The sequence below is a fragment of the Mycobacterium sherrisii genome (assembly GCF_002102355.1).
GTDB lineage: Bacteria > Actinomycetota > Actinomycetes > Mycobacteriales > Mycobacteriaceae > Mycobacterium > Mycobacterium sherrisii.
This window is the reverse complement of sequence record NZ_LQPT01000061.1, coordinates 1-13,671: the sequence shown is the minus strand read 5'-3', so window position 1 is coordinate 13,671 and position 13,671 is coordinate 1. Positions and strand designations below refer to the sequence as shown.

The following is a 13,671-nucleotide window of genomic DNA, read 5'->3' as shown; positions in this document are numbered from 1 at the left end:
TTCATCTTCGAGAGACCTCGACCCCTATCCCGGTAACGACGCGCCGACCACCCCTACACCCTCAACTGCGAAGAGCCTCATCACCTGGATTGAACGCACCTATCACCGGCGTCGCCGTCAGCTCGCCCTGGGCCGGTCGACCCCCATCGAATTCGAAGCCATGATGACCACACCGGTCAGCCAGGCCGCATAACCGAAACTGTCACCCGATCGTGCAGCAGACCCTCTCGATACCTCAGCGAATAGTTCGATCGCGACCTGGTTCGCTTCCGGCGCTTGAGGTTTCGTCAGACCTGACCGATCTGAGATCGCCAGCTTTGTCAGTTGGCGGCGGTAACCATCTCCGGTTGCGGGTCTTCCTCGGCCATCAGTGACATGATGTATTCGGCCTGCCGGATGGCTAGCGCGCTGATCGTCAGGGTCGGGTTCTCCGCTCCGCTGGTGGGAAAGACACTGCCGTCGGCAATGAACAAATTAGGGACCTCGTGTGCCTGTCCGAATTGGTTGACCACCGACGTCTCGGGGTCGGTGCCCATCCGGCAGGTGCCCAAGTTGTGTGTGGCCGGATAGGGGGGCGTGTCCCACACCTTGGTGGCTCCGGCGGCTTGGTAGATCTCCCGCGCCTTCGCCCAGGCGTACTCGCGCATTGCCGTGTCGTTGGGGTGGTCGGTCACGGCGACGACCGGCACCGGCATGCCGAACTGGTCCTTGCGGTTCGGATCGACCGTCACTCGGTTATTGGCCTGAGGCATGTCCTCGCCGACGATCCACAGAGCGGCCAGGTGGGTGTACGACTCCATCAAATCGGCCAGGGGCTCACCCCACAGCGCCCGGCTTCCCTGTGTCGAAGTCAAGGGGCCTGGGCTGACGAAGACGGCGGTGAACGCCGGACCGAGCATGATCGTTTCGAGGTGGAATCCGGCGACGAATCCGCGTTCCTCGGGCCGGCTGTCGTGAAACCCATCGACGATGCCCATCATGGTGATGCCCTTGTAGGCGTGAATCGGATCGGGGAACCTGGCAAAGCTGGAAGCCGTGGTGTGGCGCATATAGTAACGCCCGACGGCGCCGCTGCCGTTGGCCAATCCATTCGGAAAGCGTGAGGTAGCTGAATTGAGCAGCAAACGGGGGGTTTGAATACTGTTGCCGGCGACCACCACACGCTGCGCCTTCTGCTCCACGATGCGACCATCGGGATCGGCGTAGACCACGCCCGTCGCCCGCCCCGTGCTGTCGGTCGAGATCGATAGCGCTTGACAGTTGGGGCGTAGATCGAGCCAACCGGTCGCCTCCGCCTTCGGGATGGCTTCGAACAGGCTGCTCCACTTGGCTTCGTTGCGGCAGCCTTGGAAGCAATAGCCCCGTTGTGTGCACATGCCGCGACCGTCGTAGTCCTCGGTGTTGATCGCCATATAACCGGGGTGGGCATTGAGCCCGAGGGCATCGGCACCGCGCTTGAGAGCCAAGAAGTTCGTGTTTCCCGGGGCGAAGGGCATCACACGGCCGCTCACACCGAGCAGGCGCTCCGCCTTTTCGTAGTAAGGAACCAGGGTTTCATAGTCGACGGGCCAGTCGGCTAAGTCCGCGCCTTCGACGTCGCCATAGGTGGTCTTGGCCTTGAACTCGTGGGGTTGCACGCGCAGCGCGGCGCCCGCCCAGTGAGTGGTGGACCCTCCCACTGTTTTGCAGATCCAGGCCGCGCTTCCGCTCACGTCGGGTCCGGTGACCCCGACCGGATCGAGCCAGGTCAGCTTGTTGAACATGGCGACCTCGTCCTCTTCGAAGTCATGGTCCGCATCCAACCGCGGTCCGGCTTCCAAGGCCACGACGCTAACGCCCGACAGGCAGAGCTCGCGGATGACGTTGCCGCCGCCCGCCCCGGTTCCGATCACCACAACCTCTGCCTCTTCGTGCAAAGGCACCTTGACCGCTGACCTAGCCATCTTTCACCTTCTTTGTTGCGCTGTTTCGTCTTAGCGTTCTGTTTGGACTGTGGACGGGCTCCAAGCAACGACGTCGAATCCCCGGTTGATGTAGCCCTGACCGTCTCGTTGAGCTAACCCCGGGAACCCGATGGTTTCCCAGACGCTGTGGCGGTTATAGAAATCCACGACCACCGCGTATACGAGATTCTGAAAGAGTGTCGTGTCCTGTATCGACTCCAGCAGCGTTTTGCGCAGCTCGGGGATGGCTTCGCTGAAAGAAGCCGCTCCTTTTGCGACGGCCGCCTTGTCGAGTTCCCTTAACTGGAGGCGGATTTCGGTTCGCAGCTTGTTGTCGGATGCCAAACGTGCGTCGTAAGCCAGGGCCGTTTGCCACACCACATCGCTGAGATGCGGATCATGGTGGGGGACAATGCTTCTCATTACGGCGACCAGGTTGGCCGCCTCAGCGGGCAGCAAGGACTGGAACAAGAACTCTCTTTGATCGCTCACGGTCAGTTCCTTTCTGTCGTTCGCCGGGATAGTCGCAGCCTCGCTACTGCTCGAATGTTGCAATGATGATTCCGCGCGCCAGCGTGTGACTGAAGAGGTTGAAACCGAGATACGCCGGAGTTGCGTCGTCGGGCAGGTCGAGATTCGGGGTGTCGACGGCGTGGACGGTGAAGATATAGCGGTGCGGGCCGTGCCCAGCTGGGGGAGCGGCTCCCAGATATCCGCGCATGCCGGCGTCGTTGGCAAGGGCAAGAGCGTCATTTGGCAGATCGGGGCTTCCCGGAGTGCCGGCACCGGTCGACAGTTCGGTCACTCCTGCGGGAAGATTGGCCACGGCCCAGTGCCAGAATCCACTTTGGGTCGGAGCGTCCGGATCGTAGCAAGTGATGGCGAAACTCTTGGTGTCTTGAGGAAATCCGGACCAGGACAGCTGGGGGGAGAGGTCCTCGCCGCCGGCGCCCAACAACCCCGAGGCATGCCGTTTCGGCAGCCCCTGATTGTCGGCAATGTCAGTGCTGGTGACGGTGAATGCCGGGACGGTAGGTAGGAATTCGAAGGGCAGCGGGGGGCGGGTAGCCATCACTTTAGTTCCTTGAATGTTGTGGGAAGCTGGGAGGTCCGATAGGGACGGTGCACAATGCAATTCAACGATGTGGTCGGCTTCGCGCACGTCTCACTCTGAGACCTCGCGCGACTCGCGATGGTTCCGGTCGGCAGGTCCGCACCAAACCAGCCTCCGGCACCGTGTCCGAAATGGGGCGCGCGATCGGCCGATCGATCAAACCTGTTGTGGGCATTGATCGTTCGCTAGTAAATATTGGACGGGCGAGCCACACCCTCGGCCAGGTCACCAAAGCCGGGCGCGATGATGGCTCCCGGGTTGACCAGAACCTGTTCGACGATCGCTGTTTCCGTGGTGATGAGCAGCGCGGCGATCGACGCGGCGCTTTCCAGGGCAGCACGCGTCACCTTGAGCGGATCGATGATTCCCTCATCGAACAGGTCGCCGTACTCGCCCGTCAGCGCGTTGAAGCCATGTCCGAGTGGCAGATCCTCGACGATTTCTGCGACGTCGTCTGCCTCGTAGCCCGCATTGTGGGCAATCCAGCGCAGCGGCTCGGCCAGGGCACGGCGCACCACCAGAACACCCGTCCTGACGTCCTCGTCTGATAGCTCGAGATCGGCCAGCGCCCGATGTGCCTGCGCCAGTGCCGTGCCGCCACCCGCGACGACTCCGGCTTCCTTCGCGGCGCGGCTGGCCGCCAACGCGTCTTCGACGCGCAGCATTCGTTCCTTGACCTCAACGCTGGTGGCCCCGCCGACCCGAATCACCGCCACGCGACCAGTCAGGCGAGCGATCCGAAGATCGACATTATCGCGGTCGGTGTCGTTACGTGCCCGCGCACGCTGGACTTCAAGTTGGGAAACGCGCGCATCGACGAGTCGTTGTTCACCGTGGGGCCCGACGATCGTCGTCGCGTCTTCGGTGGCGGTGATCCGGTGGCACGAGCCTAGATCATCGATTGTCAGGTCGGCGAATTCAATGCCGGTGTCCTTAGCGATCACGTGGCCGCCCAAAGCCACGGCGAGGTCCTCGAGTTCGGCGAGACGGCGATGACCGAAACCGGGTGCGCGCACCACCAGCGACCGCATGGTGTTGTGCATGTTGCCGCCGGCCAGCAATTGCAGCGCCGGCCCGTCGACGTCCTCGGCGAGCACCGCCAGCGGTCGGTCGGCGCGTTTGGCGATTTCGACCGCGCGCATGATCTCCTGCACCGCGGTGATTTTCCGGTTGGTCAACAAGACCAGCGGGTTGTCCAGTACAGCTTCCATGCGTTCCGGGTCGGTCACCATGTAGGCCGAGATATAGCCGTGTTCGAACTTGATGCCGTCAACGACGTCGACGGCCAACCCGACCACGTCGCTCTCCTCGGTGGTGATGACGCCGATTTCTCCGGCGTGCTCGACGGCGTTGGCGATTGCCTCGCCGATGGCTTCGTCGTCGCCGCCGGCCAGGGTCGCGATGTGCAGGAGAGCATTGCGGTCCGCGACCGGCACGGCACCCGCGGTCAGGGCCGAAATCACCACCGACACAGCATGTTCGATCCCGCGGCGCACCCGCATGGGATTGGCGCCGGCGTCCACCGCGCGCAACCCTTCCCGGACCATGGCCTGGGCCAGCACGGTAGACGTCGTCGTCCCATCTCCGACCAGCCCGTTGGTCTTCATTGCGGCTTCCTTGACCAGCTGAGCGCCCATGTTGACGAACGGATCGGCCAATTGGATCTCACGAGCAATCGTGACGCCGTCGTTGGTGATGGTGGGCGGGCCCGTCAGCTTTTCCAGCACCGCGTTGCGGCCCTTGGGGCCCAGTGTCACTTTGACCGCGTCGGCCAACGCGTTCACACCCTGTTCCAGCCGTGCGCGTGCATCGGTGCTGTACCGTAATTCCTTTGCCATGATTTGCCTTTCGTGTGTCAGCCCGTTTCAGGGGACGAGTATCGCGCGGCCGCGCACCAGGCCGGCGTCGAGATCGTCCAGCGCTTGCTGGAAGTCCTCGAGCGGGTACTTACTCGTGTGCAGCGTGACTTTGCCCGTCGCCGCAAGGGTCATCAGTTCTTGCAGGTCGTTATAAGAGCCGACCAGATTTCCGATGACGTTGATTTCAGCGGAGATGATGTCGATGGTAGGCAGGTCGATGTTCTCGCCATAGCCGACGACGTAGTAGTTTCCGGCACGCCCCAGCATTTCGACGCCCCACTGGGTAGACCCTCCCTCACCGACGAAGTCGAGGACTGCCTCGGCGCCGCGACCGCCGGTGAGATCAAGCACCTGCTGCACGTGTGTACCGTCCGCGACGATGGCGTTGTCCGCACCAACGGCCCCGGCAAGCTTGACCGCAGCGGGATTGCGGTCGACGGCCACCACCGTTACGCCCGAAATCGCAGTGAGCACTTGAATTCCGATGTGGCCGAGCCCACCCGCGCCGATGACGACGCAGACATCGCCAGGCCGAGTGGTCCGCGCCACCTTGGCGGCGGCGTGATATGCGGTTAGCCCGGCGTCGGCGAGGGCCGCAACATCCGCTGGCTCCAGGCCGTCATCGATCTTGACGACGCTGCGCGCTGTGGTACGCAGGTACTCCGCATAGCCGCCGTTGGTGTCGATGCCGGGGAATTTGCTGTTGTGGCAATGCATGTCGTCGCCGAACCGGCAGGCCCGGCACAGTCCGCAGGTGATCAGCGGGTGCAAGATCACCTTGTCGCCCACCTTGACGTTGGTCACCGCATCGCCGATGGCATGCACCCATCCGGCGTTCTCATGCCCGATCGTGTACGGCAGTTCGACGCCGGACTTGGCCTCCCACTGTCCTTCAAGGATATGGAGATCGGTGCGGCATACGCCGGCACCGCCGATCCGGACGACGACGTCGAGCGGGGTTTCGACCGTCGGCTCGGGAACGTCGGTCAACTGCAGCTTCGTGTGGTATGCCGTGACTTGGACAGCCTTCAATGTGCGCTCCTTGTTCTGTTATAAGTGGATGTCGGTGTAACCACCGCAACTGCGGACCGGTTGCCGTCCAATGGTTTCCATCGGATGGACGTCGACAGAGCCGGCGTCAGCTCGGCTGCACTTTCGTCTTTAGTTGCCAGTCGGTTTGGCGATGAGGTCGAAGCCGATGTACTCGGCGGCATCCTCCGGGTTGGCGAACAGCAAGGTCCGATCGTCGAGATGAACCATGCGACCGTAGTGGGTGGAACTGATCTCCTCGAAGACTGAGCCGTCGAATTCTTCACCGATTGCTGCTGTTAGCTCGGCGTAGTCGAAATCGAGCAGGTTCTGGCCGTCGACTCGAATCATCGACGGATATTCCACCAGCGTCACCCCTGCCTTGCCGCCCATGACATCGGCTACCGCGCGGCCCACCTGGGTGTTCATCAGTGTCACACCGCATTTGTTGGATCGCTCGACGGCGGATCCGAACTGCATGGCCCCATTTGTTTGGGTCGTCACTTCTTCAGCTCCTTCGGGATTTCCAACTCGATCGATTCGAGCAGGGATGTGAATTTTCCTTCTGCCGCGCCGAGACTCGATGCAAAAGTGAGGCCCTTGTCCGCGGGTTGCGACCACAGCGGCTGCAGCGCGTGAGCCGCGTCGAGGCAACGTGGCGTCCACGTCGCCAGCCAGCCACCGAAAAGGGCCTTATTGGCATCACCGAACGTTTCATCACGGGCCAGAAGTCGAAGGAGCTCCCGCGTATATGTCAGGTCGCGGTCGTAGTCGTGTTCGCCGGTGCCGACGATCGTCGGCGTGATGTAGTCACCATTGCGTGCCGCGATCTGCATTACCAACTCACTGCGGAACAGGCACCCTACCAACTGCTCGAAGACGACATTGGTCGCGAATAGCAGCTCGCACCAATTCTGTACAGCGGTCAGCCGTTCGACGACCTCACGAGTGGGTTGCCACTCTGGGGCCGACTGCCACACCGCTTTGTGCGCTTGGCCGTCGAAGCCCTCGACCGCCTCCGACAGGTCCAGGTTGTACAGCGCCAGGTCTTGGGCGAAGCGCAGCTTGTGGGCCGCCGTCACCGAGACTGCGTTGTTGATCATGTTGGTGGGGGCTGACCGTTGAATAGCGGTGAAGACGTGCAGCGCAAGACCGTTCTCGGCGTGCATCCAGGCGCCGACGTTGTGGGCCAAAAATTTCGTCCACGCGGAATTGAAGCCCTCGTAGGCACGCGCGCGCTTAGCGTTCTGCAAGCTTAGGCTGGTCTGGCGCACCACCGCGGAGTTGTTGCGGTAGATCGTCTGTTCCCATTCCTCGTTGGGATCGCGGAATGCGTGCCAGTTCGATGACTTCGCGGCCGTCCATTCCTGCGGATAGCCGCCGGGGCCGTTGCCGAAGCCGTAAATCCAGCCCTGGGTCAGATAGCGTTCCGGGTCGGGCTGGACGTCCACCGTGACGTCTTCGTACACGGTTGCCCGGAGCTTCGCCGGCTTGAAATAGCTGAACTGCCGGCTCTTGGAGCTGGGAAATTCTAGCGCGCCTGCCTCGGCGTCGGTGAGCTCGATTTTGGGGAAACTGCGTCGTTTCTCGGAAGTTGTCACCGGTAGTTCCTTTCGGTTTTGGTGCTCTGCAACGGGTTTGGGCTATTCGAAGAGCGGGCTGGTGAACTTGTCGTAGAAGATCTGGCTTTTGGGGACAGCCAGGCTGTCGAGCAGTGTCAGCGCCGCATCGACCATGGGCGGGGGGCCGCAGACGTACACGTCACTTTTGGTCATCTCGTCCTCGTTCCGGGCGACCACGTCGGTCACGTTGCCGTCTGCCACGGTGACCGTGTCGGGTAACACGCCGTCCCGCGATTCGGAGAGGCAGACCGTGAACGTGAAATCCTCTAGGGTTCTGCCTATTTCGGTAATTTCCGCGAGATAGAAAAGGTCCGCAGGGGTACGCGCTCCGTAGTAGAAGTGCACCGGGCGCTTGCTGGCCGTCTCGCTCAGGTGTCGCAAGATCGACAGGATCGGCGCCATCCCGGCACCGCCAGCGACGCACACCACAGGCAGTACATGACCCTCCTTGAGGGTGGAGGTGCCGTACGGCCCGGCCAACGTCAGTTCGTCGCCGACCCTGATCCCGTCTTCGAGTAGACCGGAGAATTTGCCGCCGGGGTATTTCTTGATCAGGAACTCGATGTGGCCGGGCCGCGTTTGCGTGCTGGCCATGGAGAAGGAGCGGTGTTCGTCAGTGTCGGGGATGTAGAGGTCGGCGTATTGGCCCGGTTTGAACTCGAAGGCGCCGGGCTCGACTGCCTCGAGCCGCAACGAGACGATGTCGCGGGTCATCGCCTCCAACGCGGTTACCCGGGTGCGGACCCGCTGGATGGGCACACCGTTGAGCAACTCATCCGCATCGAAGTTCAACAGCTCGATCGTGCAGTCACTGAACGCATGAGTCCTGCAAAGCAGCACATAGCCCTCTTCGACTTCGGAGTCGTTGCAAGCGAAAGTCGAGTAGTTGGTCATCTGAACGTCGCCGTCGAGCAGATAGGACTTGCACGCCGAGCACCGGCCTTCCCGACACCCATGCATCAGATGGATTCCTTGGCGGAAGGCGGCGTCGAGGATGTTCTCGTCCTCGGCCACTTCCATGTGGATGTCGACGGGCTCGAAGTTCACGCGGTGGATGTCGCTCACGAATTCACCTACACAGTCGGTATGTACGGGGGTACCGGTCGGCTGCGGCACCCGAGGTAAGGAAAGGGACCGCAGTCAACCGGTACCGACGAAATTGGAATCAGTGGTGGCCGACGCCGGCGCAGTAGTCCGCCACATGCGCTTGGCGCTCTTCATCGCTCATCTCGTTGAGCAACACGTTGGGGCTGTTGAACGTGTTGCCGCGGATGTCGTCGAGCGTCCACATTTTCGACGGATCGTCGAGGTGCAGGTGCGGCTGAGGAATGAGCGTCTTGCCGTCGTCTCGCACATATCCCAGGTTGCAGAGGATATCGGCGAGGTCGCCGCCGTGGTGCAGCGTCTCCCATTCGCGGAATCCCGTGAGCCGGCCCATATTCGGAGTCGGCCGACCCTCGTACTCGCCGCGGAACGCGACCGTGTCGGTCCAGTGACAGGTTTCCGAGCAGTAGGTGCGCCACTGACCGTCGACCTTGTCCGTGACCATGTCGCCGTGGATCAGGCAGGGCACCATGCAGGTCCAGCAGCGGTGCGGGTAGACGTAGTCGACGTTCTCGAAGGCGATCGGCTTGTTGCGCCCGGGGTAGGCCAGCCGGTTGTAGTTTTCCCACCACCGGCCGAACTTTGAGTACCAGCCCGGGTACTTTTCCTCGAACCACTCGAAGTCCTCATCGGTCATCGGGTCTATACGCCAGTAGTTCACCGGCCAGCCGGTGGCGAAGAACCTGGCAACTTCGTGCACGTAGCTCTTGTCCACGATGCGCCGCCACGCCTCCTCGACAAGGTCGTGCGGGATGGTGAGGCCGTACTTTTCCAGCGGAAGCAGGTAGCTGCGGTAGTAGTCGTCGTAGATCCACCGCCGCCACATCTCCGCGTAACTTTCGCGGTCCTTGCGCCGGTCCTTCGTGCCGTACTCGATGAATGTGCCGATCGCCGCGTCGACCACACAATGGTTGTTCCACCACGCGTAGCGCAGATCGCGCTCCAGCAGCGGCCGGTTGCGTTCGTCGGCCAACGCCATCAGCAAGATCGAGTAGCCATTGGAGATGTGCCGCGACTCGTCGGACTGGACCGAATGGAACACCGTCGGCAACAGATAGTCGCCGTTGGCCGCCGCCTCGTCCGGCATGGCGACGAAAAGTGTGTTGGTGAATGCTGTTTCAGCGACCACGGTCAGGTAGATGTTCGCCGCGGTAATGGCATCGCCGGTGATGAAGCCCTCACCGAATTGCCGCCCGATGGTGGAGGCGTAGCAGTTACCGAACGCCTTTTCGGTGATGTCGAATCCCGCGGGGTCGATGTAGTTATTCATGTAGAGCTTCTTGAGGTTCATCTGGATCGTCGAGTGGCGGACCTCATCGATCATCTGTACCGCCAGCCCGTTGTGAATCTCTGGATTTGGTACGGCTCCGATTGCCATCGGCATCGCGCGCGCCGCCGAGATCTCAGGAAATGGAATGATGGCCAAAAAAAGCTTCTGCCATTCGATCCAGCGCTGCTGCACTTGACGGAACATGTTGCCGCGGATGGCACCATCCATGGCACCGAAGACGCGGTTGTCCTTTTCTTCTTCCATCGGGAAATAGGACCGCATGATTTGCTTGAGTGGGTCCTTTTTCGGGGCCTTGTCGAAGGTGTAATCGGTTCCGAAGCGCGTCGCGGGAGTGGCGAATGTGGGGTCCCATGACAGTTCAGTGATCTTTGCGTGAGCTTTCGTCAGGCTCTGCCTACTCATAGTGCGCCTTCCTGTGTGTATGCCTGGGTGGTCCGGGCAAAGACCGGTGCTAGAAATGCAAACACGGGCTGCACCGCACCGACGTCTCACTCTGAGACGCGGGCCACATCCCGCACCGATCGAAAAGGCGGTGGCCAAGGTTCCGGCAAATGCTTCGCGGCGCTCAGTCGTCAAGCGCATTGGCGGGCAGCGCCGGGTTGGTGACATTTGCTAGCTAATGCCGGCCGAGATCTGCCAAGCCCTGACCGAAGGCAGGTCGGCAATTGGCCCCGGCATGGCGGCACTATTCGCACCGGCACGCGGGCACGGGCGATCCGGGGAGAATCACACACGTCTCAAATCGAGACGTGCATCACGTTGTCATCGGTCTATGCTGTCGGATGCACTTTCGTCAGAGCTGAGGGTCTTATTGACTATGTCGAAGGCACACTGTGCCGCCGAATTGCAGCGCGCTAGAGAGCAGTTCCTTACTACCGGGAAGCTGAGCGTAGACGTTGTTTCGCCAAGGGTGGCAAGTTCCTGGCAACGGTCACGCATGCTGCATGTCCATCCGGACCGCGTCTACCTGGATTACGTCCGGCCCCCGGATACCGACACAGTTCTGATACGCGCCGCAAGTCCGGTGCTGAAGGAGCTAGCCGACGACCTGGGGCCTCAGGACATCAGCGTCATCCTGACGTCGCCAGACGGACTGGTCGTCGAACGGGTGGCTGCCGACACCAAGCTGGTAGCAGCGCTCGACAAGGTGCAACTGGCGCCCGGTTACAGCTACGCCGAGGAGTTCACGGGCACCAATGGAATCGGTACCGCGTTGACCATCGGCGCGCCAGCATTTATCCGAGGCAGCGAACACTACATCGGCGCGTTGAGCCACCTCGCATGCGCGGGCTCGCCGATCCGCGATCCGATCACCGGCAGGGTGCTCGGAGCCCTGGATCTCACCTGCTGGGCGAGCCGTTCCGACCCGCTTCTCGTTGTGCTCGCAAAGACCGCCAGCCACCAGATCGAAGACAGAATCGGCGCCCTGGCCAGCGAAAGTGAGACGGCGCTCCTCGAGGCGTACCACCGGCAAAGCCGCCGGTACCCCGGTGGCGTGCTAGCCATTGGCGGCGACATCGTGCTGATGAATTCGTATCTGCGGCAGATGCTCGATGCCGCCGACCAGACGGCTTTGTTGGATCACGCGAACGAGCTCGCCGGGGCGGCAACCACGACGACCACGGTCGCGACGCTTCCCAGCGGTACGACGATGAGAATCTCGGTCGCCGAATGCATCCCGGTACGCGGTCACGAACGCAACGCCGTGTTTCATGTGCAAATGCAGCCGGCCGCCAAAGCCACCGCGGTCCAACGCAGAGCGATTCAGTCGATTCCGCGTCTAGCAGGTCGCAGCAGCGCGTGGCGGCGCAGCTGCCAGCAGGTGGAGCGCTGCTACCGGGAACGCGATTGGGTGGTCATCGAGGGTGAGAGTGGATCCGGGCGCTCTACTTTGGCTCAGGCGGTGGCACAGCACATCACGCCCGAACGCACCATACGTGTGCTGCGGCACTCCGACTTCGACAAGGCCGACGACTTTATCGCCGAGGTAGACGCCGAAACAGCGATTGGCGAGGACTTCGCCGTCGTCCTTGCCAACCTGGACGAATTGCCCGACGAGACGCTCGAAAGCCTGGGCGTAGTCCTGCAAACGCGCGCCGGCCACGGTTGGATTGCTGCAACGATTTCCAGCGGAACGCGGCCCCCGCTGGTGGACATGTTGGTGTTGCCCTTCTTCCTCCACACCGTCACCGTGCCCGCCCTGCGGCACCGCACCGAGGACCTCGAAGACCTTGTGCCGCAACTGCTGCGGGAGTTGACGCGGGGCGCGAATGTGAGCCTCGCTTCCGAGGCCATGCGCCAGCTCGCCAAGCTGCCCTGGCCAGGTAACGTCGCGCAGCTACGCAAGGTGTTGGCGGCAACCCTGGCGGTGCAGCGATTCGGCGTCATCGGCGTGGACAAATTGCCCGCGGAGTGCCGGTCGCTGGCTCGCCGCAAACTCACCCACCTGGAATCTTTGGAGCGAGACGCCATCGTGCGTAGCCTGTTGGACAACAACGGAAGCAAAGCTGATGCCGCCCAATCACTAGGGATGTCGCGCGCCACCATCTACCGCAAGATCAAAGAATTCGGAATCGCCTAGCACGGCGCGGCCGGGGCGCCGCCCAGCGCACACCAAGGCTGGCGATGGGATGCCATCAGATCAGGACGTTCTAGCTGCCCGCCCGATGGTTGTAGAAACCGTTCGCGTTCGGCCACCTTCTCACGCGTCCCACGATGATTGTGCACGAGCTGCAGCCGCGGACTGCTTCTGGCGAATAAATGTGCCCGCCATAGGCGTCTATCGCGTCATGTTAACTTTCGTGTTGGTGCACGGGTCCTGGCACGATGGATCTTGTTGGGATCAGGTCGTCGAGCGCTTGGAATCGCTGGGGCACCGGGCTTTTGCGCACCGTCGCCGGCCACGGCAAGGGCGTTGGAAAGGCGATCACCCATGCCGAGTCAACCAAGTCCGTCGTCGAGTTCATCGAAGCCAGTGATTTGACCGAGATCGTCCTCGTTGGGCATAGCTACGGGGGAACGGTTATCTGCAAGGCGGCAGAGGTCCTATCGGCCCGGATCAGGCGGCTGGTGTTCGTGAGTGGGTTTGTGCTCAACGACCGCCAGAGCGTCAGCGAGGCTATTCCTCTTCATCTCCGGATGGCTTTCGACCGTCTCGCCACCGAATCGTAAGACAACACGATCACGCTACCCTTTACCGTGTGGCGCGAGGCATTCATGAATGATGCCGATTGGAACTTGCGCGCACAAGTTATGACCGGCTTTCGCCCGAACCGTATCAGCCGATCACAGAGGCACTCGATCTGAAGAAGTTTTACGCACTTGAGATTCTTCGCAGCTATATCCTCGGCAGTGAAGACGTCGCGCTTCCTTTGCATCCGATGATGACTTCGCGTCTCGGTTTGTACCGCTTCTTGCAGATTCCTGGTGGTCATGAGTTGCTGTTCACAAATCCATATGGGTTGGCAGACAAGCTAGTTGAGGCCGGCCGGGACTAGCCGCACGCGATGGAAGCGGGTTGGGGGCCAGCTCGCCAAGCGATTTTCGCAGCTTGCCTCGTGCGCTGTGCAACCGCGACATTACTGTCCCGATCGGGATTTCCATGATGTCCGCGACCTCCCGGTACCGGTAACGGGACTGCTGCACGGATAGGTGACAGTTTCTTCACGCGGCCTGGCTGGCCGGTGTGGTCATGATTGCTTCGTATTCG

General features: G+C 61.8%; 12 protein-coding genes and 2 pseudogenes. 4 read left to right on the top strand and 10 right to left on the bottom strand.

Annotated elements, in window-relative coordinates; genetic code table 11:
* Nucleotides 1-193: pseudogene (locus AWC25_RS27350) on the top strand (hypothetical protein); the annotation flags it as partial.
* A 127-nt stretch (nucleotides 194-320) separates the two neighbouring features.
* On the opposite strand, the gene AWC25_RS10075 reads toward AWC25_RS27350, so the two are convergent.
* From AWC25_RS10075 to AWC25_RS10035, 9 genes are all read right to left on the bottom strand, one after another.
* Nucleotides 321-1,895 carry a GMC family oxidoreductase gene (locus tag AWC25_RS10075; RefSeq protein WP_244899489.1) on the bottom strand — a complete coding sequence of 525 codons (1,575 nt, stop codon included), beginning with the start codon at nucleotides 1,893-1,895 and terminating at the stop codon, nucleotides 321-323.
* A gap of 78 nt (nucleotides 1,896-1,973) precedes the next feature.
* Nucleotides 1,974-2,435: a hypothetical protein gene (locus tag AWC25_RS10070; protein WP_085166729.1), complete on the bottom strand. Its 462-nt coding sequence runs from the start codon at nucleotides 2,433-2,435 to the stop codon at nucleotides 1,974-1,976.
* A 43-nt stretch (nucleotides 2,436-2,478) separates the two neighbouring features.
* On the bottom strand, nucleotides 2,479-3,015 hold the full coding sequence (locus AWC25_RS10065; protein ID WP_085166731.1) for a YbhB/YbcL family Raf kinase inhibitor-like protein: 537 nt from the start codon (nucleotides 3,013-3,015) through the stop codon (nucleotides 2,479-2,481).
* Between the two features lie 227 nt (nucleotides 3,016-3,242).
* On the bottom strand, nucleotides 3,243-4,895 hold the full coding sequence (groL, locus tag AWC25_RS10060) for a chaperonin GroEL (protein ID WP_085166728.1): 1,653 nt from the start codon (nucleotides 4,893-4,895) through the stop codon (nucleotides 3,243-3,245).
* Between the two features lie 27 nt (nucleotides 4,896-4,922).
* Nucleotides 4,923-5,948: an NAD(P)-dependent alcohol dehydrogenase gene (locus AWC25_RS10055; RefSeq protein ID WP_085166727.1), complete on the bottom strand. Its 1,026-nt coding sequence runs from the start codon at nucleotides 5,946-5,948 to the stop codon at nucleotides 4,923-4,925.
* Between the two features lie 129 nt (nucleotides 5,949-6,077).
* Nucleotides 6,078-6,425 carry a propane 2-monooxygenase effector subunit MimD gene (mimD, locus tag AWC25_RS10050; protein WP_085166726.1) on the bottom strand — a complete coding sequence of 116 codons (348 nt, stop codon included), beginning with the start codon at nucleotides 6,423-6,425 and terminating at the stop codon, nucleotides 6,078-6,080.
* Between the two features lie 20 nt (nucleotides 6,426-6,445).
* Nucleotides 6,446-7,546: an aromatic/alkene monooxygenase hydroxylase subunit beta gene (locus tag AWC25_RS10045; RefSeq protein WP_085166725.1), complete on the bottom strand. Its 1,101-nt coding sequence runs from the start codon at nucleotides 7,544-7,546 to the stop codon at nucleotides 6,446-6,448.
* A 42-nt stretch (nucleotides 7,547-7,588) separates the two neighbouring features.
* Nucleotides 7,589-8,632 carry a 2Fe-2S iron-sulfur cluster-binding protein gene (locus AWC25_RS10040; protein ID WP_085166724.1) on the bottom strand — a complete coding sequence of 348 codons (1,044 nt, stop codon included), beginning with the start codon at nucleotides 8,630-8,632 and terminating at the stop codon, nucleotides 7,589-7,591.
* Nucleotides 8,633-8,732: 100 nt separating this feature from the next.
* Nucleotides 8,733-10,364 (bottom strand): aromatic/alkene/methane monooxygenase hydroxylase/oxygenase subunit alpha, encoded by a 1,632-nt coding sequence (locus tag AWC25_RS10035; RefSeq protein ID WP_085166723.1) that lies wholly within the window; start codon nucleotides 10,362-10,364, stop codon nucleotides 8,733-8,735.
* Between the two features lie 370 nt (nucleotides 10,365-10,734).
* Between AWC25_RS10035 and AWC25_RS10030 the strand changes: the two genes are divergently transcribed.
* The 3 genes from AWC25_RS10030 to AWC25_RS27130 all read left to right on the top strand — a co-directional run bounded on the left by AWC25_RS10030 (nucleotide 10,735) and on the right by AWC25_RS27130 (nucleotide 13,459).
* On the top strand, nucleotides 10,735-12,543 hold the full coding sequence (locus AWC25_RS10030) for a sigma-54-dependent Fis family transcriptional regulator (RefSeq protein ID WP_276048920.1): 1,809 nt from the start codon (nucleotides 10,735-10,737) through the stop codon (nucleotides 12,541-12,543).
* Between the two features lie 245 nt (nucleotides 12,544-12,788).
* Nucleotides 12,789-13,133 carry an alpha/beta fold hydrolase gene (locus AWC25_RS27135; protein WP_211281036.1) on the top strand — a complete coding sequence of 115 codons (345 nt, stop codon included), beginning with the start codon at nucleotides 12,789-12,791 and terminating at the stop codon, nucleotides 13,131-13,133.
* A 59-nt stretch (nucleotides 13,134-13,192) separates the two neighbouring features.
* Complete coding sequence (locus AWC25_RS27130; RefSeq protein WP_244899490.1) at nucleotides 13,193-13,459, top strand: salicylate esterase; 267 nt, start codon at nucleotides 13,193-13,195, stop codon at nucleotides 13,457-13,459.
* Here AWC25_RS27130 and AWC25_RS27345 read toward each other — a convergent pair.
* Nucleotides 13,407-13,586, bottom strand: a pseudogene (locus AWC25_RS27345) (hypothetical protein); the annotation flags it as partial. The gene AWC25_RS27130 and the pseudogene AWC25_RS27345 overlap by 53 nt on opposite strands.
* Nucleotides 13,587-13,671 lie beyond the last annotated feature (85 nt).

Excerpts from the sequence above, each read along its gene's own strand:
- mimD (WP_085166726.1), bottom strand. The coding sequence starts at position 6,425 with ATGCAGTTCGGATCCGCCGTCGAGCGATCCAACAAATGCGGTGTGACA.
- AWC25_RS10030 (WP_276048920.1), top strand. The coding sequence starts at position 10,735 with ATGCTGTCGGATGCACTTTCGTCAGAGCTGAGGGTCTTATTGACTATG.
- groL (WP_085166728.1), bottom strand. The coding sequence starts at position 4,895 with ATGGCAAAGGAATTACGGTACAGCACCGATGCACGCGCACGGCTGGAA.
- AWC25_RS10065 (WP_085166731.1), bottom strand. The coding sequence starts at position 3,015 with ATGGCTACCCGCCCCCCGCTGCCCTTCGAATTCCTACCTACCGTCCCG.
- AWC25_RS10035 (WP_085166723.1), bottom strand. The coding sequence starts at position 10,364 with ATGAGTAGGCAGAGCCTGACGAAAGCTCACGCAAAGATCACTGAACTG.
- AWC25_RS27135 (WP_211281036.1), top strand. The coding sequence starts at position 12,789 with ATGGATCTTGTTGGGATCAGGTCGTCGAGCGCTTGGAATCGCTGGGGC.